The organism is Candidatus Marsarchaeota archaeon, from assembly GCA_023473665.1.
Taxonomy (GTDB): domain Archaea; phylum Micrarchaeota; class Micrarchaeia; order Micrarchaeales; family Micrarchaeaceae; genus JAMCYM01.
Map to the genome: position 1 here is coordinate 127,121 of JAMCYM010000003.1, position 22,199 is coordinate 149,319.

Here is a 22,199-nt window from a genome sequence, read left to right on the forward strand (position 1 = left end):
ATGCCTGAGCGCGTATACGTATGCGACGAGGCAGAATACCAGGCCCTGAAAAAGGCGCTTGAGTACGACCCCTACCTTGACAAGAGCCTCGACGACGAGAAGCTCAGGGCGCTCAAGGACGACAAGTACGCTAACGTAATATTCTCCAGGCAGGAGTACAGCCTGAGGGAGGGCGCGGCCATGGGGCTCGAGAAGGGCAAGTACTACCTCTACATAAAGGCGAACGACGACTTCCTGAAGAGCGCTGACGACAGGCTGGCGCACGAATTCAAGAGTGTCAAGCGCGCGCCTCCAGATGCAGAAAGCAAGGTAATCGCCCTGATAAACGAAGAGCAGTCGAAGGCCAATGAGGGCTTCGGCAGCATATTCGGTGGATGAATGAACCTCATAAGCTCTGTCGACCTGTCAAGGGACCAGATAGAGAAGATCTTCGAGATCGCCGACAACCTGAGCGAGGGGCATGAGGAGGCTGCGCTCAAAGAGGGCTCACTGCTCGCGCTGTTCTTCCAGAAACCGTCGACGCGCACGCGCGTCTCGTTCGAGGCGGCCATATCCCAGCTCGGCGGCACGGGCATATACATAGATGCTGCAACATCGCAGTTCAGCCGCGGCGAAACGCCTTCTGACACAGCGCGCATACTCAGCAGCTATTGCGACTTCATAGCTGCCAGGCTCGACAGCCATTCCGACATGACTGCATTCGCAGATGGCTCTTCTGTGCCCGTGATAAACGCGCTCACAGACAAGGAGCACCCCACGCAGGCGCTGGCCGACATGTACACTGTGCGCGCCCACAAGAAGGACCTGCGCGAAGCCAAGATCGCATTCCTGGGCGACATAGCTGCAAACACTGCCAATTCGCTGATGGTCACGGCGGCAAAGCTCGGCGCTGAGATAGAGCTTATCGGCCCCAAGGGCTACAATCCAGAAAGCGCGTACTTCAACAAGGCCCGCGAGTACGGCAACATACGCGTGTATGATTCATTGGAAGAGGGCCTGGACGGCGCGAACTTCATCTACGCAGACACCTTCGTGAGCATGGGCCAGGAGAAGAATGCTGATGCGCGCAGGAAGCTCTTCGCGCCCTACCAGCTCAACGCCAAGGCGCTTGCCCTTGCGGCTCCCGACGCGCTGGCCATGCACTGCCTGCCGGCGCACCGCAACGAGGAGATAACGAGCGACGTGCTCGACGGTCCACGCAGCATAGTCTGGGAGCAGGCGAAGAACAAGCTGCTCATAGCCAAGGCCGTGCTGATATTCCTGTCGCTTTGATGCCTTCTGGCATGCTTTTATAGATTTTGTGAGCGTTATCTGGATTATGGGACTGCTCAAGAGCGTTGCCATCCTTGCAATCGTCGTGATAATAATCATCGGCATAGGCGTCGCGGCGCTGGAGCTGCTCCACGGCCCATCGTCCCACCCAATCACGTCTTCGCAGGCGGTGCAGTTCGTTACCTCGGATCTCAAGCAGGCCAGCCCTACAGCCAACATAACAGTGATAAACGTATCCGAATCGGCGCTCAAGGCCGGGAGCTGGGACGTCGTCGTGAGCCTGATCTACAATTCCACATCTCCATGCCCAACATTTTTGGTCGAGCAGTTCGATTACCCTGCCGTGACGCTGGTGCCGAGCATAGAGGACCTTTACACAAGCGCCTGCCAGGTATACGGCCTCTCGAACGCTCCTAGCTACATAATATCCGCGCCTCCCGTAGCTATAACGCGCGCCTACATGCTGCGCAATGCCTCTATAATGAACTACATAACAGACTACGGCTACAACTACACGATCGTGCATGCGCGCTTCGGCTCCATAAGCGCCAACTCGACGCCTCTTGGCATGCAGTTCAACGACTCATGGCTGATAAACTACAGCGCATCTGGCGCAAAGCAGTCGCTTTACGTGGTGATGGATACGTCGGGCACGAGCATACTGGGAACCTACACCCAGAACAGAACCGCGCAGTAAGGAGATGTAGCCGCCCGGCGGAGCATCCTGCATTTCCAGCATCGATTTTTGGCATATTTTTAGTATCAAAAAACATAGACAGATAAATGAACTTTTCCATCAATAAAAGAATTTTACTTTACTACACGCATCATTGTGCGTGTTTGCGCATACTACAACAAATACGTCGGGCAACAAAAGGCTTTTAAACGTTATCAGTTCAATTTTGCTTGACCAGGGGATAAGTATGAGCGACCTTGTAAACGAACTGCTAGGCGGAAATGTAAACAACACCAGTTCTGAGGAGCTGGGATCGGCGCAGATAAAGATTGTGACGGTGGGGATAGGCGGGGGCGGAGGCAACACCGTAAACCGGCTCATCAAGACGGGCGTGAAAGGCACGGAGTTCGTTGCGATCAACACTGATTTTCAGCATTTCAAGATTCTTGACGACCGCATAAAGAAAATCCTGGTCGGCAAGAACATAACGCGCGGCCTGGGCGCAGGCGGCGACCCGCTCATAGGCAAGAAGTGCGCAGAAGTAGACAGGCCGCTCATCGAGAAAGCCTTTGAGGGTGCGCAGCTCGTGTTCCTGTGCGCAGGAGAGGGCGGAGGCACGGGCACCGGCATAATACCAGTGGCAGCTCAGATCGCGAAGGAGCAGGGCGCCATAGTCGTGGCAATGGTCACATACCCGTTCGACCTCGAGAGGCTCAGGAAGGTCAAGGCCGAGGAAGGCATACAGGAGCTCAGGAAGTACGCGGACAGCGTCATAATCCTGGACAACAACAGGCTCGTGAAGCTGGTGCCAAACCTTCCCATGTCTGATGCTTTCGCAATGGCCGACGAGGTATTGGCCAAGGCAATCGGCGGACTGGTATGGACGATAACGCAGCCAAGCCTGATAAACATAGACTTTGCCGACGTTCGCTCGATAATGGGCTCTGGCCAGGTGGGCTTCATAGCAGTGGGCATGGGCAAGGGCACGGACAAGGTCAACATAGCGAGCGAGAGCGTGCTGAAGAACAAGCTGCTCGACGTCGACTTCGAGAACGCGAAAGGTGCTCTCATACACATAAGCGGCGGCGGTTCGCTGACAATAGGCGACGCGATAAAGGCCGGCGAGATAATAACAGACCGCATGGACCCGAAGGCGAACATCAAGTGGGGCGCAAGGCTCATACCTGGCTACGACGACATGATAGAGATCGTGGCCATAGTGACGGGCGTCAAGGGTTCGAGCATAGTCGGCAAGTTTGAGGAGAAGCCTAAGAACCCGTACAGCGATCTGGAGATAATAGGCTGACGCGCATCACATTTAATGGTGACCGGTATGATGGACGACCAAGACGAATTCGTAGCGAAGCTGGCAGTCGTAGGAGTTGGAGGCGGAGGCAGCAACCAGATCAACAGGCTCTATGCGAGCGGCATAAAGAGCGCCAAGACTATAGCGGTCAATACTGACGTCAAGCACCTCAACATAGTCAAGGCGGACAAGAAGCTGCTGATAGGCAAGGAGATAACGCGCGGCCTGGGCGCCGGAGGCTTCCCCGAGATCGGCATGAAGTGCGCCGAGGCGAGCCAGAGCGAGATAGCTGAGGCAATAAGCGGCTACGACATGGTGTTCGTGAGCGCAGGCATGGGCGGAGGCACGGGCGGCGGCGCAGCGCCGGTCATAGCAAAGATAGCTAAGGAGCAGGGCTCGCTCGTTGTGGCGTTCGTAACATACCCGTTCGCCCTTGAGAGGAGCAGGCGCGCCAAGGCAGACTGGTCGCTGGAGCAGCTCAGCAAGAATGCTGATACCACCATAATAATAGAGAACGACCGTTTGCTCAGCTATGCGCCCAACTTACCAATAGAGAAGGCGTTCGAATTGGTTGACAACATAGCTGCCAATGCAGTGAAGGGCATAGCGGACACAGTGATGATGCCCAGCCTGATAAACCTGGATTTCGCGGACGTGCGGGCGGTGCTGCGCGATGGCGGCTCAGCTCTGATAAACATGGGCTTCGGCTCTGGTCAGGACAAGGTAAGCAAGGCTGTAAAGTCAACTACGATGCACCCATTGCTCAACGTAGACACGTCAGGCGGAAAGAGCGCGCTGGTGCACGTGGCAGGCGGCATGTCGCTCACGATAGATGAGGCAACGAAGATAGGGGAGGGCGTCACGGCATCGCTCAATCCCAAAGCGAACGTGATATTCGGAGCCAGGCTAACGCCTGAGATGAACGACCAGATACGCGTGATGTCGATAATAACAGGCGTGACACCGAGGTTCAGCGGGCCGGTGCACATGACCGAAAGCATCGGCAACACAGAGTTCCTGTCGGGCATAGACCGCATCTACTGAACGGGCCTGCCGTACCTCATGCAGGGCCCCTCAAGCGAAGCGGCACGCACGCTTTTATAGACCTTTCTACCTTAATTAGTGTTGTTTTTCTTTATGCACGCCCTAGTGGTTTTGCCATGGCTGACGAAGAGATATTGCGAACCCCGATGAAGGAAATCAGGGTGAACCGCTATATAGTTATAGACGGGATACCGTGCAAGGTAGTCGACATAGAGATAAGCTCTCCCGGCAAGCACGGGTCGGCCAAGATGCGCGTAACTGCCATAGGCATATTTGACGGCCAGAAGAAGACGCTGCTCAAGCCAAGCCATGACGATGCGGACGTGCCTGTCATAAAGAAGAAGCGCGCGCAGGTGGTTTCCGTTAACGGTATGAGCGCGCAGCTCATGGATCCCGAAACATACGAGGTCTACGACCTGCCTATACCGCAGGAATTGGCAGGCAGCGTGACTGCTGGCAACGAGGTCGAGATAATAGAGGCGATGGGCAGGCGCGCGATATCCAGACCTGTCAATGCGGGCGAGTGAATGGAACTCAGGATAACGGAAGACAAGGAGAACAAGCTCATAGGCAGGAGAGAGGTAGAGTTCGTCATAGACGGAGAGGTTAGCACTCCCCCGACTTCAGAGGTGGCGAAGGAGCTGTGCAAGAAGCTCAACCTCAACCCTGACAACACGATTGTAACATCGATAAGGCAGCAGTTCGGCCTCAGGCGCGCCGTATGCACCGCCCATTCATACAGCGACAAGCGCGCCATGGAGAGGTACGAGAGACGGCACATCGCGGCGCGAGCGACCAAGCGCTCATCGAAGGGCGCGAAGAATGCCGCAGAGGAAGCACCAAGCCAGGAGCCCAAGCCCGAAAAGGAGGCGAAGCCGGTTAAGCAGGAGCACAAAGGGAAGCATGAGGCGAAGGAGGGCCAGGCGGAGCACCAGGCGCCGCAGGCCAGCGATGCGTGATTAGATGGCGGAGAAGAAAGAGCAGAAGAAGAGCTTCAAGGCCTACAAGCCCGGGAAGCTGTGCCCGAAGTGCAACGTCCGCATGGCGGAGCATTCGGACCGATATTCGTGCGGAAGGTGCGGCTATACTGAATTCAAGCCGCAGAAGAAAGCAGGTGCCTGATTGGCGTACGGGAGGCGCAAGCGGAACATCGGCGCGCATGCGCACTCAAGCCGCGCGGGTTATTCTTTTGAGGCAAGCCATCCCAACATAAGGTACATATTCTATTTGTCGCTGGCAGTATGCATTCTGCTCGGTTTCATAGTGTTCGGCGCGCTGTATGCCGCGGGGCTGGTGAACCTTGCAACGGCCGAGGCCGGTTCATCGATGGCGCTCTCGCTGTTCTTCCTGCTTGTCGTTTTCTCATACCTGCTCTGGAGGGGCCGCACGCTCAGGCAGATAATATCATCGCTGGGGCTCTCGCGCTCTGCGCTGACCGCCAGGAACATAGGCATAGGCGTTGCGTTGTTCGCAGCAATACTCGTCGTCGAGCTCGCTATCGGGGCGTTTTCTGTCGTTACGGGCATAAGCCTGCCTACCAACACGGCGCAGATATTCTCCGGCCTGCCCGCATATTTCCTCGCGTTCGCATTGATAGTGGCGCCGCTGGACGAGGAGATTCTGTTCAGGGGGTTCATGGTTCCGCGCATAGGCATAGTGCTCAGTGCCCTGCTCTTCGGCCTGCTGCACCTGCTCAGCTACCTCTCCATATCGGAGTTTATAGCCGCGCTGGCCTTCGGCCTGCTAGCCGGCTACGTCTTCAGGCGCACGGGCTCTCTCTATCCCAGCATAGCGGCGCACATGCTGGTCAACGCTCTAGGCATATTGGCGCTGATCGCCTCAATGGCGTTGTAGTGATGCTATGCTCAGGGTTGCGATGGTAGAACCGGAATACCAGATCAACCTCGGATACGCTGCAAGGGTGCTCAAGAATTTCGGCCTAAAGCGCATCTACCTGATAAACCCCAAGTGCGATTACAAGGGCAGGCAGGCCTTGAAGTACGCAAAGCACGCCAGCGACATTCTCGAGCATGCTGTCGTGTGCAGCAGCATAGGACAGGCATCTAAGGGCAGCCTGCTCGTCGGCACAACAGCATTGTGGCGGAAGACAGAGGCAGGCATGCACAACGTATACACGCTTGAGGGCGCAAGGCGCCTCATGCGCCGCTCCCGCGACGTCACATTGCTCATCGGCCGCGATGGCACGGGCCTTACCAGGGAAGAGCTGGCCGGCTGCGATGCCACCGTATTCATACCGGCTTCAGACGACTATCCTACGCTTAACATAACGCATGCCCTGGCCATCATGCTCTACGGGCTGCTATATGCGGAACACAGCAAAGCGCACAGCGAAATAGGCAATCTCTACGCCGGTCCGCGCGATATCGCTGTGGTGAAGAAGCTATTCGACTCGTTCATAGCAGGCAAGGGCTACATACGCGACAAGCGCTCCGTATCGAACGCGTTCTATCACATGATAAGGAGATCCGCGCCTACGAAGCAGGAACTGCGCACGCTCGCAGCTGCATTCTCGCTGAGAGCCGCAGCCGCAAGCAAAACAGGGAAAAGAAAAAAGGGCTGAACAGTCAGGCCTGTGGCTTCTGCTTCTTTATTATCTTTACCTTTGCCGGAGTGAGCAGTATCTTCTCGTTGTCCAGCATGGCTATGTCGCCGTTCATCTTGGATATATAATCCTTGAGCGTGTCTATCATTCCCTTCAGCGTGTTCTGCCTCTTGGACATCTCGGCTATGTTCATGAGTATGAGATTGCGCTTGTTCAGCTCCCCCTCTATCAGGGCGATGTCCTCCTCGCCTTTGAGCACAACCGGCTTTACGTAGAAATCAGCCGGCTCGTTGAGCACGTCAACGTTCTCCATCTCCTCCGAATTCATGTACTCTTCGACGTTAAGCTCCTTCGAGAGTCCGAGCCCTTTTCCCATTCTATCAAAAATACCCATGTGGTCACCATGTAGGTCGTGTCACGCTATATTCCATGTTATATTTTTTAAACCTTTCTGTAAGCGGCGCATAACGGAAGTGTCCGTCGACGGCAAATTCCGGTGCATTCCTGGCCCTTCAGGAAGCATGCTCTCTGATAAGGTTTAAAAGTCTATTTGCATATGCTTACTGAGTAAATGCTGCAGCTCAAGCGCGTATACGAAAAGGCCGAGATAAGGGACGGCACGCGCATACTCGTCGACAGACTCTGGCCGAGGGGGATAAGGCGGAGCACTGCGACCGTAGACCTGTGGATGAAGAACGTTGCGCCGAGCAAGGAGCTCAGGAAGTGGTTCCTTCACGACCCGGCGAAATGGCAGGAGTTCAAGAAGCGCTACAGGGCGGAGCTGCGCGACAGCAGGGCCTTCCTAAAGCTCGTCGAGATTGCGCGCACCACGGATCCGCTTACGCTGCTCTACGCGGCGCGCGACACGAAGCGCAACAATGCAGTGGTGCTCATGTCGATGCTCAAGCAGCGCCTGGAAAACATTAGGCTCCACGAGCGCTAATCACTTAATGCCTTCGATGAGCCTGTAGTGCATCTTCATCATGCACCTGTCCATCACGAAGAGCATGCCATGCTCGTCAGCGAACCTTTGCGCCCATTCGCTCACTATGCCCTCCTGCAGCCACAGCGCCTTGGCCCCTATCTTCAGCGCCTCCTCGGCAATTTTCGGCACTTCTGTTGCAGGCCTGAACACATCCACCACGTCGACCTGCTCTTTTACGTCCGCCAGGCTGGCATAGGCCCTCTCACCGAGTATTGTGCTGGCATTCGGGTTGACAGGTATTATCCTGTAACCATGCTGCTGCAGATACTCGGGCACGTCGTGGCTGGGCTTGCCCTCATTCCTGGAGCAGCCCACTACTGCTATAGTGTGGAAAGCCCTTAGTATGCGCTCCGCCACAACGTCTGCGCTTGCCATCATACCATTCGGTGCCCGTGCATTATTAATATCTTGGCCGGCAATACAAACCGATGGGTTACGCCATAGTGGACACGAGCTCCATACTTTTCGGCCTTGCGCACAGGAAGGACGTCTTCGAGATAGTGGAGCGCTCGCTCCCGGGCTATGCACCGCTCATATCCAAGGGCATAATGCGCGAGCTGGGGCACCATTCGCTGAACAAGGGCACCAATGGAGCCGCAGCCAGGGCCGCCCTCTCCATACTAAAACTTAAAAAGATTAGAGTTGATAATACAAGCAGCAACGTCGACTCCTGGATACTGAGGAAAGCAGCATCCGAGGCCGGCACGCTCGTAGTGACTAACGATACTGCTCTCCTCACGAAACTCAGGCTCGTCGGGGTGAGGACGATGAAACTTTCCAAGAGCGGGAAGCTGAAATGACGGGCAATGCGACAACGCATGCCATTTATTGCTCAACCTAGCGGTGGGATAAAATGTACACGATGTATTCGGTCAAGGACACGTTCAAGTTACCTCCGGAGTATTTCGACAAGGACATAGAAAGGGTCGCGACAGAGGTGCTCGAGGGCAAGTACGAGGGCGTGATAGACAAGAACATGGGCGTGATAATTGCAGTGTTCAACGTCAGGGACATAAGCGACGGCATGATATACCCTGGCGATCCTGCCACGCACCACTCGGCAGAGTTCGACGTGCTGGCCTTCATGCCAAAGATCGATGAGATCGTGGCGGGCGAAGTGACGGAACTGGTGGAGTTCGGCGCGTTCGTGCGCATAGGCCCCATGGACGGCTTGGTGCACGTATCGCAGATAACGGACGAGTTCCTGACATACGACAAGCGCGTCCCCGCATTCGTTTCGAAGCGCAGCGGCAAGAGCCTGAAGAAGGGCGACCTCGTCTATGCAAAGATATCAACAGTGAGCATAAAGAACTCGGTAAAGGACTCCAAGATAGCGCTTACCATGAGGCCGGAGGGTCTTGGCAAACTGGACTGGGCTGCAATGTCGGAATCGCGGGCCCGCAAGGCGAAAGGCAGGCAGGGCGGCAGTAACAGGAGATCGCAGAGGTGATGCTATGGAAGAACTAGCATGCAAAAACTGCAGGATCATAATAAGCCATGGCGACAAGTGCCCGCTGTGCGGCTCTACCGACCTCACATCGAGGTGGAACGGCTACGTGATAATGCTCAATGCCGACAAATCAGACATAGCCAAGAAGCTCGGCCTGAAGGTCAACAGCGTCTTCGCGCTGAACGTGAAGGAATAGCCTTCATTCCTGGCTTTTCTCGGTTTCAGTAGCATTCTGCTTTTCGTCGGGCTTGCTCCTCAGGTACTCCTCCCTGACCTCTATCTTCTCTATCCCTTTCAGGTAGGCGAACGCCGAGGCCATCATGCTCGCCCTGTTCACGAAGTAATCAGCATCCTTCTTTACCTTGTTGTCAAAATACATGTCAAGCTCGCCACCTTTCACCTCGACGGAAGTCGGCGTCACATCGTAGGTCTTGCACAGCGCCTCGGCCTTCTCCTTGTCGGTCTGCAGGCGTCTGATCACGGCGACATCGTATTTTATGCTCTTGCCGGCATCTGGATGGTTGGCATCGACCACAACGCGCCCTGACCCGACGCTCTTCACAGTCGCAGCTATGTTGTCCAGATTGATGCGCATGCCCGGATACGGGTCTATCTTCTGGGTCCTGAACTCAGACAGCGGCATGACCCTGACGAGCTGCTCGTCCCTGTTGCCGAATGCGTCTTCCGGCCCTAGCACGAAGCTCTTCTTCTGGCCGACATCCATGCCCCTGAGCTCCCGCTCAAGGCCCTTCACTATCGCGTTGGCCCCTATGACAACCAGCGTAGGCCCGTAATGCATGTCCTTGCCGTATATGCCGGCGCTCTTCGCCGCCTGCTCGCTTGTAGTAGCTATCACGCTGCCATCAGCCGCGTCGCTTGCCGTGTAATCTATCTCTACAAAATCGCCGTCCGCAAAAGCCATAATACAACCTTTTCCAACTGGAACCTGCAGGAAGAAGCCAAAACTCCCGACTGCAGAATACATTTTCACTGATACATATAAAAACATTAAATAAAAACCTGCTACTGCATTCTGTTTGGTGTGCATTATGGAAAGCAATGCCAAGGCTGGCAGGCGACGCGGCTACCTTATGCTTATCGGCACGATCATAGTTGCTGTCATGTTCGTCAGCTCCTACCTGGTATCGAACAACAGCCAAGGCAGCGCTACGACCACCAAGACAACCATACCATCGAACGTCAAGTCCTACTTCGCCACGAACGACAGCGTGCCGGCCACGCTGCGCGGCTATGGCAGTACGCTTTCCCTTACTATCGCAAACAACACTACCGATATAAATTCAGTCACTGGCATACTGAGCAACCTGACCAGCGAAGGCGCTATCAGCTACACGCCGCGCGGGAACACGTTCTCCGTGCTGCTGTTCAGCAACCTGACTCCATATTCTCTCGAGCAGGAGCTCTCCAATGCTATAGGCCCGGCTTCAATCAAGAACGCAAGCGCCGTGGCATACGTCAGCCTTCCCGCAATTGTGCCGATGTATATAGGCGGCCAGCCAATCAGGGTAGCAATTGGCAATTCGACGCAGTATCCAATAACTCTTCCCAGACTCGAACCAGAAGAGTCTTTCGTGCTGGTTGGGGTGCAGGCCCTTGTCACGACAAGCGGCCAGGTATATAATAACAGCATCCGTGTAATATACAAGTAGGGCAGTTTTGCATGCTGAGCGAAAGGACGAAAGAGCTTGTCAGGAAGTATGCCGTAAAGAACGCGTCGGATTACGGCAAGGCGAACGAGGCGAGCGTCGTCAACAAGGTTTTGTCGCAGGCCCAGGACGCCAAGCAGAACATGCAGGAGCTCAGGCAGCTCGCGTCGCGCGTCGTGCAGGAGATAAACAGCATGAGCCCAGAGGAGCTTAGGGGACCTTATGCCAACTATGCTGCGGAGTTTGCTGAGGAGGCCAAGGCCAAGACCGAACGCACAGCCAAGCCGAAGATGGCGCTGGATGGAGCTGTTGAGGGAGCGTTCGCGGCTCGCTACCCTCCGGAGCCTAGCGGTTACATGCATCTCGGTCATACAAAGCAGATATTCCTGAGCCAGGAGTTCTCCAAAATCTACAAGGGCAAGCTGTTCCTGTATTTCGACGATACGAACCCCAAGAAAGAGAAGCAGGAGTTTGTCGATGCGCTGAAGGCGGACCTTGCCTGGCTCGGCGTTAAGTTCGACGACGAATACTACGCTAGCGACAGCATAGAAAAGGTATATGAGCTGTGCAGGCGGCTGATAGCGGAGAGCAAGGCCTATGCATGCAGCTGCCCTCCCGACAAGATAAACAAGGACAGGTTCAGCGGTACGGCGTGCGAGCACAGGGACACGTCGCCGGAGCGGAACATGGTCCTGTTCGACGAGATGCTCGCCGGCAAATACGACGAAGGCAAGATAGTGATAAGGCTGAAGGCGGACATGGGCTCGCAGAACACCACGATGCGCGACCCCGCAATAATGAGGGTGGTAAAGTCGCCGCACTACCGCCAGGGCGATAAATACAAGGTATGGCCGGCATACTACATGAACACGCCCATCATGGACTCGCTGCACGGCGTTACCGACGTGCTGCGCGACAAGAACTACGAGCAGTCGGAGGAGCTGTACAGGTTCATACTCAATGCGCTCAATATGCGCGTGCCAAACTTACATACGTTCTCGAGGCTGCGCATAGCGAACAACATAACTCAGAAGAGCGAGATCCGGAAGCTCATAGACGAAGGCACGCTCAGGGGTTTCGACGATCCGCGCCTGATAACTATAGCAGCGTTGAGGCGGCGCGGTATAACTCCGCAGGCGATACGCGAGTTTGTCCTCAAGGCAGGCATGAGCAAGCTTGACACCACGGTTGACATGTCGGTGCTGCTGGCTGACAACAAGCGCATCATTGATCAAGTATCTAAGCGCCTCTTCTTCGTGCAGGAGCCCGTCAGGATCACTGTGCGGGACGGCATGCCCAAGCGCGCCAGACTACCTCTGCATCCATCAAACGAAAGCCTGGGCTCCAGAGAATACGATCTCAGCGATACGATCTACATAAGCGGGCCCGACGCGGTCCGTCTGAGGCACGGCGACATGCTGCACCTGAAAAATCTAATTACGATACGCGCGGCCAAAGAGGAAGCGAATAGCATCATCGCAGAGCCATGCGATGCGGGCGATGGAGTGCAGGTTGTGCAGTGGGTGCCAGAGCCCGACCATATGCCGTGCAGGGTCACCATGCCCCTGGACCTTCTTGATAATGAGGGCCGCATCAACAAGGGCAGCCTGAAGGTCGTTGACGGCTATGTGGAAAGCTATGCGGACAAGCTGGCAGAGCACGAGACAGTGCAGTTCGAGCGATTCGGCTTCTGCATACTTGACAGAAAGGAGCCGTTGGAGTTCATCTTCATCTCAAAGTGAGTCAGAGCTTGCTTGCCTCTCCATCAAGCGCCCTGATTGCGTCGCTGTCGACGTGCTTCTTAAGCGCGCCTAGGAGCCTTAATGCTTGTTTCTTGTCATGATTCTTCAGGAGCGCCAGCGCAATGTAGAAGAAAGCGTTTATAGAGAATGAGCCTGGCTTGGTGAGCTCTTCGGCATGCCCGAGCATCTCATCGAAGCGCCCCGTCGCAGAACAGAACACCATTGCCGCATATTCGTGCACGTAATCGTTGCCAGAATCGGCCATTTCGCCGAGCATCGCCCTAGCGGCCTTGTAGTCCCCTAACTTCACGTACGACATGAAGGCCGTGTATCTGCTGCTTGGAGATTCGCCGCCTGCGAGCGCAGCCCTGCACTGGCTTGCCGCCTTGTTGAAGAGCATCCTGGCCGTGGCGGCGTACCTCGCCGCGTTGCCCCTGTGCTCCGCGTTTTCCTCCATAAATCCCGGCCTGTCGTAGCTTATCTGCGCGACCTCGTAATTGGAACGCCTGCTGTACGCCAGCGCCTCAGCATAGACCAGCGAAGGCTCTGCATCCTTCTTTATTAGTTCATCGTATGCAGCCAGCGCCTCGTCGTACATGTTGGCATACAGCTTTGCGTTTATGTCGTCGAGTGCAGCTACAAGGTCCGGCGACCGCTTGACCAGCATGTCTCTTCCCATCGAGATTGCGGATTCGCAGTTGTGGCATATGCCGAGCTGCCCTATGGAAGGAGTGATCAGGCCGCAGCTCCGGCACATCAGGTTGCTGGCCGAGGCTCCCATGGAATCGAGGATCTTGACATATCTGTTGACATCCATGTAGTTACCCGGTAATGCACACTGCCTATTCAAGCATCAAAGTTTTTTAAGCACTGCGAACAGGTGCAGCTTGTCGTACGGCTCTATGTCCACCGTTTCAATCACCTCAAAAGCGCCCTTGAGGCTTTCAAGCGCCTCGCTGAAGACCTTCTCCGGCCGCTTTCCGACGTCTATGCTCTGCGACTTTATTGCGAAATAGGCGTAGCCGCCTTTCTTCAGGAACCTGCTGTTCCTGAGCAGTATTTGCGATTGCTCCTTAGCCGAAACGTCCTGGTATAGTGCGTCGCACGTGCCAACATCATCTGCATAGCCGCTCACGTTATTTGCATCTGCAAGTATCGGCAGCATGTTAGGCCTGCGCTCGCAGACGCGCAGCAGCTCGCGCATGTTGCGTTCCGAGAGCTCTATGCAGTACACGAGGCCCTTTTTGCCTACTATGTCGCTCACGTGGCTTGCTGTGGTGCCTGTGGCAGCGCCGAGGTACAGCACGCTCGACCCGGGCTTTATCTCCATGTGCTTCATGCCGTTGAGTATCGCAGCAGAGAGCTTGCTCCTGTAGGGGTTCCACGACCTGTATTCAACTTCGCCTTCCCGGAACAGCTCCTCGTTATAAACCTTTGCGCCGCCGACAAGATTGACAGTGGCGAGCCTCTCGCCGAGCATATACACGCCGTCGAAAAGCCTGCGCGGCCGCTCCATTCACCAACACCGGAAAAGATTAGACGGCTCCAGCTATAAATAAGTATTGAGAGGTCATTCCTGTCTGTTCAGCGGCCGTTTAGACGCGTCCATGTGTATCCTATCAGATTCCTTACCAGCTCCTCCTTTCTGGACAGATCCCCGCTCTTCTCTCTCGTGCTGACCGCTTCCTCCTCAAGCTCCTCGCGCTCGTCATCAGCCAGCGCGCTGTCTATCTCGTCGGTCTCCGTCGCCATCCCGAGCCTGCGGTTCAGGTACGTCATGCTGGCGTTCTTCGGCGGAGTGCGCCGTTCTGTCGATATGAACAGGGCCCTGAGGAGATTCTTTGCGGCCCTCGCGTACAGGATTGAGGCGGTCGCGTAGTTCCTGCTTCGCGCGTGCTTCTTCGCAGTTTCGAAGTCCTTCACGGCTGCGCTGAACAGCTTCCTTACCTGCACCATCCACACCAATTGTCATTTCCAAATCACACTTAAATACTTTGACACACAAATTTGATTAACGCGATATAAACTCTGGTAGTTATGGTAGAGAACTTCCTCATAGGCAAATTCCTCACAGACATAATTCCGACGGCATCCAGCGCCAGCGGCGAGGCGGATTTGATAAAAAACTTCACCGGCACGGTCAAGGAGTTTTTCGGGATAGACAGCGCCCGCGTCGATACAGTATACGGCTCCGAGAGCAAGGGCAGCGCCATCGTGGAGTATCTCACCAACACCAGAAAGGCGTACATAGACAACCAGCTCAGCAAGTATTCCGAGTTTCCCGAGCTGGTGGCATACCGCAATCAGGGATTCCTCAGCGGCGCCTTCCTGCCCATAATGGCGCACGGCAAGGTGATAGCGGTGCTTGAGATGCTGTCTAACCAGGAGAGCAAGTTCTCGGGCGACCTCGTCGACAGCATAGCATTCGGCGCTGCGTTCCTGGGCTTCTCCCTCGCATACAAGGTCGAGGCAGACCGGAATGTAAGGCTCGCGGGCTACTTCGACTCGGCCTTCGGCTCCGGAATACCCCAGTTCCTGGTATCGTCATCGAACTCTATAGTGAAGGCAAACAAGGCGGCCATGAAGGCGTTCCCGTCTCTCGCGTCAAATCCCTCAATAGCTGGAGCCATAGGCATGGACTTCGCCAGGCTCGCCCAGCTCTCCGGGGGCAGGTCGGTGACCACGGAAGTCAGCCAGGGCATGGTGGTGCGCGTCTCGGCGTCGAAGGTCAGCGATTCAATCATTCACGTCGTAGCAGAGGACATAACATACGCCAGCAGGTTTATGGAGCTAGCAGACGCCATAGGGCAGGGAAGCGACGTAGCTGTGTTATTCCTCGATGACAATCTGGCCGTGAGGGAGATATTCGGCAGCCTGGGCGCGCAGTTCGCAGATTCCAAGAATGCGCTGCTCGGCAAGAGTATAAGCGACCTGCTCGGCATAAGTATTGCAGATACGAACCACGGCAGCCAGCGCCCCGCACTGCAGAAGGCCGGTTCGGCAGATATGGCGCTCCCTAACGGCAACAGGATAATGGTCCACTACGCGCTGCACAGCACGCCTCTCTCATCGCTCATTGTGGTGGCCAACGCAGACCTTGAGAAATACGTGGCCGGCCTGAAGCACGGCCTTGACGATTTCGTTAACACGACCTCCGACGTGGTGATCGTTACAGACGAACAGGGCTATATAACCGACTGCAACATGCCCGTGGAGCACGCGCTCGGCTATGCGAAGGAGGAGCTTGTCGGCAAGAACATAAGGGATTTGTATACCGATACGGCAGAGCTGGACAAGGACCTCGCGTATGTGCGCTCGGGAGGCAACATAGACAACACGTACGTGAACGTGCTGAAGGAGAACGGCGAAGTCATACCTGCAACTCATTCGATCAGGCAGCTGCGCAGCGGCCCTGAACCATCATACATGTTCCTGGTAAAAGAACTGTGGACGAAGAACCTTATGGCCGACCAGGCAAAGGGCATCAGGGAACGCGACACCCAGATAAAGAACCTGAAGCAGGCAAGCGACCTGAAGTCGCAGTTCATCTACAACATATCACACGAGCTGAAGACGCCGTTGACCAACATAAAGGGCTTCGCCAAGCTGATGTACGAGGGCGACTTCGGCGAACTCAATGCCGAGCAGAAGGAATACGTGAAGACCATACTGGACGAATCGGACAGGCTCATGCTCATAATAACGCAGGTGCTCGACGCAGCGAAGCTCGACGCGCAGAAGGTCAAGCTCGAGGTGCGCGAGATGAACATGCGCGACATATACGAGAACCCGAGCATAAAGGCGCTGGAGGAAACGGCGCACAACAAGGGCCTCTCGTTCAGCTGGAACGTCGGCTATGACGTGCCCAACATAATGGCCGACCCGAACAGGCTCATACAGGTATTCGTCAACCTGATAGGCAACTCGATAAAGTTCACTGAGAAGGGCGGCATAACGGTGCAGATCTCGCGGAAGAGCAGGAAGACCATACAGTGCAAGGTCGCAGATACCGGCATAGGCATAAGCGACGAGGACAAGAAGAAGATATTCAGGAAGTTCTACCAGGCCCAGAAGAAGAACCTGGTGAGGCCGGACGGCACCGGGACAGGCCTCGGGCTCTCGATAACGAGGGACATAGTGAGCCTGCATGGGGGCAAGATAACATTCGAGTCGCAGCTTGGGAGGGGCACCACGTTCACCGTGCTGCTGCCTGTGGCGAAGACCGAGCGCAGGAAGTCGAAGCAGCAGGCGCCCCAGCCTAAGTGAGCACCCGCAAGTCCCGGGACTGATATGCGCCCCGCGGGCAAGATATATTATTCCTTGCGCTGAATCTATACTGGTGACTGGCATGGAGAACGCGACCGATTACGGTAAGGAGGTGCTGGACGTCATAAACGAGCGCCAGCAGATAGCCTACAATGAGCTTACCGACCTGATGTTCAGCAGGGGGGTGCCCAAGGACAGGCTGATGTCGGCCCTTGCGCTGCTTGAGGCCAGCAAGGCGATAGCGTCAAGGAGCAGCGGAGGCATACTGACGTATTACGTGCTCCAGGCCGACAACGCGCTAAGGAAGGTGCTTGTTGTCGAGGACGACCGCAACATCAATAAGCTCATGGCTCTCTCGCTCGGAAAGGGCTTCGAGATAAGCCAGGTCTATGACGGCGACGAGGCGGTGAGGGCCGTGCAATCCAACAGACCCGACCTCGTGATACTCGACCTCATGCTGCCAGGCAGGGACGGCCTCGACATATGCCAGACGATAAAGAGCGATCCTTCGCTGAGCAACACGATAGTAATACTCGTCAGCGCCATGGACTCCACGAGCAACAGGTTCAAGGGGCTTAAGTACGGCGCGGACTACTACATAAAGAAGCCATTCGATCCGGTGGAGCTGCGCACTCTTGTAACATTGTTCCTGAGGAAGAAGGGTAAGAAGTTCGATGCGCTCATAGACCTGCCAGACGAGGAGCGCATATCGGCAGAGGTTGAGCGCGCCCTCAAGGAAGGAGAAACCTACGCGATAGGCACCCTGCGCATCGATAATCTCGGTGCATATGCGAAGAGGTTCGGCGAGCATTCCGCCATGGTCATACTCAGGCTAACATCACAGCTGCTCCAGGACACGGTGAAGAGCAAATCGCCGAACGTCTTCGTGGGCTTCCTTAACAGCGACGAGTTCGTCATAGCCGGGATGAAGGATGGCGTCTCTGCCGCAGTTGCAGAGATGCAGCAGGAGTTCGGTGCTGTGCTGCCGTTCATACTGCAGGACGAGGGCTACAGGCAGATAGACCTGAACGTAGACAGCCTTTTCGAGTCGAAGGAGGTGCCTAAGATATCGCTCGTCTACTCGGAGACAGACAAGGATAGCCTTAAGTCGCGCAGGAGCGAGGTCCTCGAGAGCCGAGGTCCAGAAAGGGGCAACATCGGCACCTACACCTACGAAGAGCTGCAGAAGCTCCTGAGCAGGGACAACCTGGACATAAGCATAACCAGGGACAACAACGGGGTCCACATACGCATTGGCAAGGGTCCTGAGAATGAAGAGGCCGAATAGCGCAGCTCCGCGGCACAATGCAAAGGCTCAGCAGGCGCTCGACTTCATGGTGTCATACGGCATAGCGCTGCTTATAATCGCGATAGCGCTTTACGTGGTGATGCAGCTCGGCACGTCAGGCTTCTCGTCGGGGCCGCAATCGTGCACGCCGACTCCCCCGTTCCTCTGCATTTCGTATGCGATAAATACGACTGGCGCGGTGCTCATAAGGCTGGTGCAGGCGTCAGGCGGCACCATCACAGTCACGGCAATGGCATGCTCGAGCGCCGTGAACGCCACGAACAGCAGCAGGCCCGCATACGGCAACGTGCATTTGCTAAGCTACTCGGCCGCGCCCTCGTACTACCCAAACAACGATCTCAATGGCGGGGTTACCATCTACAGCGGTAGCTCCGCGCGCCTCTCCACATACTGCTACGGCATCCTCGGCATTGCCTCGTCAGGCGTCGGCAACGAGTTCAACGGCTACCTATGGATAAACTACACGAGCTCCGCGCTGCCGCAGACACACATAGTCAGCATGGTGGCGCAGTTCAATACCAAATACTCCTAGCAGTCGCAATATAAATATAAACCTTTAGAGCGTTAAGCATTCTGGCAATCGGGCTTTGCGTGGTAAAAATGCGCTCCTATCTGGTGTTTGCAATTGCTGCATTCATGCTCTTGAGCATGGCCGGCGCCTCATATGTTTCGATACTTGAGCCTTACAACGCCACGATATCGGGCGCGAACGGCAGCATATACCTTGGCAAGGTAGGGCCCGGCCAGACGTTCACCGTGACGATATCGTCAACGACAACGAACAGCTCGGGGACATTGCTGAATTACGCATGGAACGAGTTCAACGTCAGCGATCTGCCGCAGGGTTGGATTGCCAAGAACTCAGGCCTCTACAGGCAGACGCTCTCGGTCGAGGTCACTCCATCGTCGAATGCCAGGAACGGCACGTACAGCTTCATGCTCACTGCCATAAACATAGGCAACTACTCGAAGGTGGGCTCGGTCAGCTTCAAGGCATACGTCAACGTGACGCCTGACGTGTTCCACCTTCAGGTCAGCCCCAAGAGCGTCGCGAGCGGCGTCGGCTCTCCTACCAACATCTACATAACGATAAACAACACGGGCGTGTCTGACAGTCCGTTCGTCATAAACGTGAGCGGCCTGCCCGCATGGAGCGTGGCGCCACAAGCCGTAATAGCCCTGCACCACACCACAGGCACGTTCATCTACCCGATATACCAGTATACGCCAGGCGTATACAAGGCAGATGTGCATGTCTCGTCCCTGGAAAGCCCATTGGTGTACAAGAGCGAGAACGTGACGCTTACCGTCAGGGCAAGCCTGTCCAGCGACTACAAAGCCATAGGGATGGGCTCCGTGACGTTCCCCATTGTGTACGAGCCTGCATACGCTGTCATGTACTTGATAAGCCTAATTTTCGGCAATGCAAAATAATCGATGGCAAGGGCGTCTTTCATATGTCGGAGAAAAAGGGCAAGAAGGAAAAGAACGAGTTCAACGTCCATTTCGTGAAGCTCGCCAGCCTTATCGATCTGGCAAGGTACGTGTGCGACTTTACGCCAACGCTGCCGCCGATATACTCGTTCAAGGAAAACGGCAAGTACAGGTTCTTCTCGGAAGGCGAGAAGATTGATGACACGCGCCTCATATACTACACCGAGAGCGACTCTACCGGCCGATATGGGATATACGCGCCGGTAAACCAGTCTGCCAAGGAGAGCTTCCACGTGCTTGACAGGTACGAAAAGGACGACTACAAGGTATACAAGTTCAACATCGTCGAATTCCTCAGCAGGCCGTACAAGGAAAAGGATGTCAAGGCCGGTACTATAGCATACGTGCGCATAAAGGAGCCTGAGCCGCTCGTCACCGCGCTGATGAGCAGGGGGATGAGCGAGGAGATGATGAACAAGGTCTACCTGTTCAGCCACAATGGCGAGACCTTCGTAGGCACTTTCGACCTCCTTGGCGCAGACGACACCAGGGTTTTCCTCTTCTCAAAGATCGAAATGAAGGAACCATGCGGCTTCTTCCGCTACAGCTATGCGACCGACAAGCTCGAAGGCACGAACGAGCCGTTCGAGAGCCAGTACACTTACGTGCGCATAATAAACCTGGCTGAGCCGCCGCCTGGCTTCAGGCCGGAGGGCACGAAGCTCTGACAGGCAACGCATAAAAAGCATCTGAAGCAAATGAAATGGCACAACATGCCCGAATAGCTCAATGGTAGAGCGAGCGGCTGTTAACCGCTAGGTTGCAGGTTCGATCCCTGCTTCGGGCGATGCATTACGCAGTCGTCTTCGATTTTGTCCTCTGCTTCGAAGCGAGCCGTTGCATCGATTCCGTGAACGCCCTTACATTGCCAAAATCGTAGACCGAATCGTATGGGATTATGGCGCCCTTGTACTTTATGCCGCTCTCTATCTGCAGCCTGAGCGCCTCCTTGACGTCAATCTCCCCATTGACCCTGTCTGATTTCCTGATGAAATCGAAAATTCTGGCGTCTGTGGTGAAGAGCGGCACTATCCGTATAGGATTCTGGAACGACTGCGGCTTTACTGCAAGGCTGGTAATCGTGCCGTCTTTTCCTAGTTCGACGGTGCTATAGTTCTTCTTGCCGAATTCCTCTTCGCTAATCTGCATCTGCGCCAGGGCTACGGAGTTGCCGCTAAGTTCCGGCAGGTCATTGATTATCGTGTCAGATGCAGCCACCATGAACTCGTTTTTAATCTTGCTTTCGGCAAGAAGCAGCATGTAGCCGGTTCCCAGCGGTTCATCTACCTTGATAAAATCTATTTTTGTGGAATTCAGTTTCGAATAAAAGGCTTTTAGCTCGCCGGCCTCTGCGTCTTTGCCCTTCGCCAGCAGGTACTCCACCAAACCGTTGTTCGGCGTGAAATGCCTCTCTATTATCTGCCCGCTTGTGCCCTTGTCGATCGGTATAATGAAATGATTGATGCCGTATCTTTCCTTGAGACCCTCAAAAACAACCTGTATTATCGGCTCAACCTTCCCGTTGTAAGGCACAGAAAGCATGGCCTTTGGAAGTTCTATGGTCGCTGGCATGAGCCGCGTAGCCCTGCCTGCAGCCAGCAGTATGCATTGCTTGTCCACCATGTGCTCACTCATTGTATTTCCAAGCATTCGCATATAAAAATGCTTCATGGCGATACGTCAGCGATTAAATGAATGCCATTGGCATATCAAGCCTTCGGGCGATGACCCCTCTGGTCAACCCCCCGTGCTACAAGGTACACAGTGGCATAACATTTCTATATATATCATAATATGATATATATTATGCCAGACATCGAGATAAAGAATATGGTGAAGCTCTTCACTGTCCTTCTGCTAAGCGAGAAGGAGCAGTACGGCTACGAAATAATGAAGGAGGTGGGGAAGAAGACAGGGAAGAAGGTAAGCCCAGGGCAGATATACCCATTCCTGAAACAGCTAAAGGAGTACAGTTATGTTGAAACCAGGGGCAGGGCAGAGAGGGACAAGCAGACATACTATCTGACATCTGAGGGCCGGCAGTTCGTGGCGCGGCTTTCAGACAAGTTCGACAGCCTGTTTGAAATCGCGATAAAGCCCAAGCTCACAACATGTGCGCATTGTGGCTGCGAGATATACAAAGGGGGCTACAAGGGGAAGGTAGGCGGCAAATACCTCAACTTCTGCTGTGAGAACTGCGCCAAGAGCTATAGGGAAATGAATGCTAAAAAACGATGAGAATATGAAAGATCCTGTATGTGGCATGGAAATCGGAAAGGACTCTAAGTTCGAGAGCGACTATAACGGCAAGAAGTACTGCTTCTGTTCTGCGTCATGCAAGCAAAGCTTCGACAAGGAACCAGGCAAGTACGCCAAGGGATGAAATGGCAGAATTCCAGTGCAGCATATGCAAACTACACTACAG

General features: G+C 55.0%; 30 protein-coding genes and 1 tRNA gene. 24 read left to right on the forward strand and 7 right to left on the reverse strand.

The window, feature by feature from the left end; genetic code table 11:
- From M1158_03465 to M1158_03510, 10 genes are all read left to right on the forward strand, one after another.
- Positions 1 to 378 carry a hypothetical protein gene (locus tag M1158_03465; protein ID MCL5100146.1) on the forward strand — a complete coding sequence of 126 codons (378 nt, stop codon included), beginning with the start codon at positions 1 to 3 and terminating at the stop codon, positions 376 to 378.
- Positions 379 to 1,272 carry an ornithine carbamoyltransferase gene (gene argF, locus M1158_03470; GenBank protein MCL5100147.1) on the forward strand — a complete coding sequence of 298 codons (894 nt, stop codon included), beginning with the start codon at positions 379 to 381 and terminating at the stop codon, positions 1,270 to 1,272.
- Between the two features lie 46 nt (positions 1,273 to 1,318).
- Positions 1,319 to 1,969, forward strand: a complete 651-nt coding sequence (locus M1158_03475) for a hypothetical protein (protein ID MCL5100148.1) — start codon at positions 1,319 to 1,321, stop codon at positions 1,967 to 1,969.
- Between the two features lie 226 nt (positions 1,970 to 2,195).
- Complete coding sequence (gene ftsZ, locus M1158_03480) at positions 2,196 to 3,254, forward strand: cell division protein FtsZ (GenBank protein ID MCL5100149.1); 1,059 nt, start codon at positions 2,196 to 2,198, stop codon at positions 3,252 to 3,254.
- 27 nt (positions 3,255 to 3,281) lie between these two features.
- The gene (gene ftsZ / locus M1158_03485; protein ID MCL5100150.1) at positions 3,282 to 4,298 is read left to right on the forward strand and encodes a cell division protein FtsZ; all 1,017 of its coding nucleotides are present in this window, start codon (positions 3,282 to 3,284) and stop codon (positions 4,296 to 4,298) included.
- A 116-nt stretch (positions 4,299 to 4,414) separates the two neighbouring features.
- Positions 4,415 to 4,825 carry a translation initiation factor IF-5A gene (gene eif5A / locus M1158_03490; protein MCL5100151.1) on the forward strand — a complete coding sequence of 137 codons (411 nt, stop codon included), beginning with the start codon at positions 4,415 to 4,417 and terminating at the stop codon, positions 4,823 to 4,825.
- Positions 4,826 to 5,257 (forward strand): hypothetical protein, encoded by a 432-nt coding sequence (locus M1158_03495; GenBank protein ID MCL5100152.1) that lies wholly within the window; start codon positions 4,826 to 4,828, stop codon positions 5,255 to 5,257. It begins immediately after the preceding gene.
- 4 nt (positions 5,258 to 5,261) lie between these two features.
- On the forward strand, positions 5,262 to 5,420 hold the full coding sequence (locus M1158_03500) for a 30S ribosomal protein S27ae (protein MCL5100153.1): 159 nt from the start codon (positions 5,262 to 5,264) through the stop codon (positions 5,418 to 5,420).
- Positions 5,421 to 6,152, forward strand: a complete 732-nt coding sequence (locus M1158_03505) for a lysostaphin resistance A-like protein (GenBank protein ID MCL5100154.1) — start codon at positions 5,421 to 5,423, stop codon at positions 6,150 to 6,152.
- Positions 6,153 to 6,159: 7 nt separating this feature from the next.
- On the forward strand, positions 6,160 to 6,879 hold the full coding sequence (locus M1158_03510) for an RNA methyltransferase (protein ID MCL5100155.1): 720 nt from the start codon (positions 6,160 to 6,162) through the stop codon (positions 6,877 to 6,879).
- 4 nt (positions 6,880 to 6,883) lie between these two features.
- Here M1158_03510 and M1158_03515 read toward each other — a convergent pair whose 3' ends face one another.
- Entirely contained in the window at positions 6,884 to 7,237 is a 354-nt protein-coding gene (locus M1158_03515; protein ID MCL5100156.1) for a cell division protein SepF, read from the reverse strand.
- A 195-nt stretch (positions 7,238 to 7,432) separates the two neighbouring features.
- Between M1158_03515 and M1158_03520 the strand changes: the two genes are divergently transcribed.
- Positions 7,433 to 7,804 (forward strand): DUF488 domain-containing protein, encoded by a 372-nt coding sequence (locus M1158_03520; GenBank protein ID MCL5100157.1) that lies wholly within the window; start codon positions 7,433 to 7,435, stop codon positions 7,802 to 7,804.
- On the opposite strand, the gene M1158_03525 is transcribed toward M1158_03520, so the two are convergent.
- Entirely contained in the window at positions 7,805 to 8,221 is a 417-nt protein-coding gene (locus tag M1158_03525) for a CoA-binding protein (GenBank protein MCL5100158.1), read from the reverse strand.
- Positions 8,222 to 8,274: 53 nt separating this feature from the next.
- On the opposite strand from M1158_03525, the gene M1158_03530 reads away from it, so the two are divergent.
- Genes M1158_03530 through M1158_03540 form a run of 3 tightly spaced genes read left to right on the forward strand, consistent with a single transcriptional unit; the run spans position 8,275 to position 9,492 of the window.
- The gene (locus M1158_03530; GenBank protein ID MCL5100159.1) at positions 8,275 to 8,646 is read left to right on the forward strand and encodes a hypothetical protein; all 372 of its coding nucleotides are present in this window, start codon (positions 8,275 to 8,277) and stop codon (positions 8,644 to 8,646) included.
- A 53-nt stretch (positions 8,647 to 8,699) separates the two neighbouring features.
- Positions 8,700 to 9,296 (forward strand): DNA-directed RNA polymerase, encoded by a 597-nt coding sequence (locus tag M1158_03535; GenBank protein ID MCL5100160.1) that lies wholly within the window; start codon positions 8,700 to 8,702, stop codon positions 9,294 to 9,296.
- Positions 9,297 to 9,300: 4 nt separating this feature from the next.
- Positions 9,301 to 9,492 (forward strand): DNA-directed RNA polymerase subunit E'', encoded by a 192-nt coding sequence (locus M1158_03540; protein MCL5100161.1) that lies wholly within the window; start codon positions 9,301 to 9,303, stop codon positions 9,490 to 9,492.
- Positions 9,493 to 9,495: 3 nt separating this feature from the next.
- Here M1158_03540 and M1158_03545 read toward each other — a convergent pair whose 3' ends face one another.
- Positions 9,496 to 10,218 (reverse strand): peptidylprolyl isomerase, encoded by a 723-nt coding sequence (locus M1158_03545; GenBank protein MCL5100162.1) that lies wholly within the window; start codon positions 10,216 to 10,218, stop codon positions 9,496 to 9,498.
- A gap of 127 nt (positions 10,219 to 10,345) precedes the next feature.
- Here M1158_03545 and M1158_03550 point away from each other — a divergent pair, with 127 nt between their 5' ends.
- Complete coding sequence (locus M1158_03550; GenBank protein ID MCL5100163.1) at positions 10,346 to 10,966, forward strand: hypothetical protein; 621 nt, start codon at positions 10,346 to 10,348, stop codon at positions 10,964 to 10,966.
- Between the two features lie 11 nt (positions 10,967 to 10,977).
- Positions 10,978 to 12,705, forward strand: coding sequence for a glutamate--tRNA ligase (gene gltX / locus M1158_03555; protein ID MCL5100164.1), 1,728 nt, complete (start codon positions 10,978 to 10,980; stop codon positions 12,703 to 12,705).
- A 1-nt stretch (position 12,706) separates the two neighbouring features.
- Here gltX and M1158_03560 read toward each other — a convergent pair whose 3' ends face one another.
- The 3 genes from M1158_03560 to M1158_03570 all read right to left on the reverse strand — a co-directional run bounded on the left by M1158_03560 (position 12,707) and on the right by M1158_03570 (position 14,661).
- On the reverse strand, positions 12,707 to 13,522 hold the full coding sequence (locus tag M1158_03560) for a hypothetical protein (protein MCL5100165.1): 816 nt from the start codon (positions 13,520 to 13,522) through the stop codon (positions 12,707 to 12,709).
- A gap of 36 nt (positions 13,523 to 13,558) precedes the next feature.
- A complete protein-coding gene (locus tag M1158_03565; GenBank protein MCL5100166.1) occupies positions 13,559 to 14,221 on the reverse strand; it encodes a fibrillarin-like rRNA/tRNA 2'-O-methyltransferase in 663 nt (220 codons plus the stop codon).
- Between the two features lie 68 nt (positions 14,222 to 14,289).
- A complete protein-coding gene (locus tag M1158_03570) occupies positions 14,290 to 14,661 on the reverse strand; it encodes a HEPN domain-containing protein (GenBank protein ID MCL5100167.1) in 372 nt (123 codons plus the stop codon).
- Between the two features lie 81 nt (positions 14,662 to 14,742).
- Between M1158_03570 and M1158_03575 the strand changes: the two genes are divergently transcribed.
- The 6 genes from M1158_03575 (at position 14,743) to M1158_03600 (ending at position 20,561) form a co-directional block, all read left to right on the forward strand.
- Entirely contained in the window at positions 14,743 to 16,971 is a 2,229-nt protein-coding gene (locus M1158_03575) for an ATP-binding protein (protein ID MCL5100168.1), read from the forward strand.
- An 82-nt stretch (positions 16,972 to 17,053) separates the two neighbouring features.
- Positions 17,054 to 18,259, forward strand: a complete 1,206-nt coding sequence (locus tag M1158_03580; GenBank protein ID MCL5100169.1) for a response regulator — start codon at positions 17,054 to 17,056, stop codon at positions 18,257 to 18,259.
- Positions 18,243 to 18,812 (forward strand): hypothetical protein, encoded by a 570-nt coding sequence (locus M1158_03585; protein ID MCL5100170.1) that lies wholly within the window; start codon positions 18,243 to 18,245, stop codon positions 18,810 to 18,812. Before M1158_03580 ends, M1158_03585 begins: the two co-directional genes overlap by 17 nt.
- Positions 18,813 to 18,880: 68 nt before the next feature.
- On the forward strand, positions 18,881 to 19,714 hold the full coding sequence (locus M1158_03590; GenBank protein ID MCL5100171.1) for a hypothetical protein: 834 nt from the start codon (positions 18,881 to 18,883) through the stop codon (positions 19,712 to 19,714).
- Positions 19,715 to 19,737: 23 nt separating this feature from the next.
- Positions 19,738 to 20,442: a hypothetical protein gene (locus M1158_03595; protein ID MCL5100172.1), complete on the forward strand. Its 705-nt coding sequence runs from the start codon at positions 19,738 to 19,740 to the stop codon at positions 20,440 to 20,442.
- A gap of 47 nt (positions 20,443 to 20,489) precedes the next feature.
- Positions 20,490 to 20,561 (forward strand) — tRNA-Asn (locus tag M1158_03600).
- Positions 20,562 to 20,566: 5 nt separating this feature from the next.
- Here M1158_03600 and M1158_03605 read toward each other — a convergent pair.
- Positions 20,567 to 21,397 (reverse strand): sugar phosphate nucleotidyltransferase, encoded by an 831-nt coding sequence (locus M1158_03605; GenBank protein ID MCL5100173.1) that lies wholly within the window; start codon positions 21,395 to 21,397, stop codon positions 20,567 to 20,569.
- Positions 21,398 to 21,580: 183 nt separating this feature from the next.
- Between M1158_03605 and M1158_03610 the strand changes: the two genes are divergently transcribed.
- Together M1158_03610 and M1158_03615 are read left to right on the forward strand one after the other, a co-directional pair.
- Complete coding sequence (locus M1158_03610) at positions 21,581 to 22,012, forward strand: PadR family transcriptional regulator (GenBank protein MCL5100174.1); 432 nt, start codon at positions 21,581 to 21,583, stop codon at positions 22,010 to 22,012.
- Positions 22,013 to 22,037: 25 nt separating this feature from the next.
- A complete protein-coding gene (locus M1158_03615) occupies positions 22,038 to 22,157 on the forward strand; it encodes a YHS domain-containing protein (protein ID MCL5100175.1) in 120 nt (39 codons plus the stop codon).
- The last annotated feature ends 42 nt before the right edge of the window (positions 22,158 to 22,199 follow it).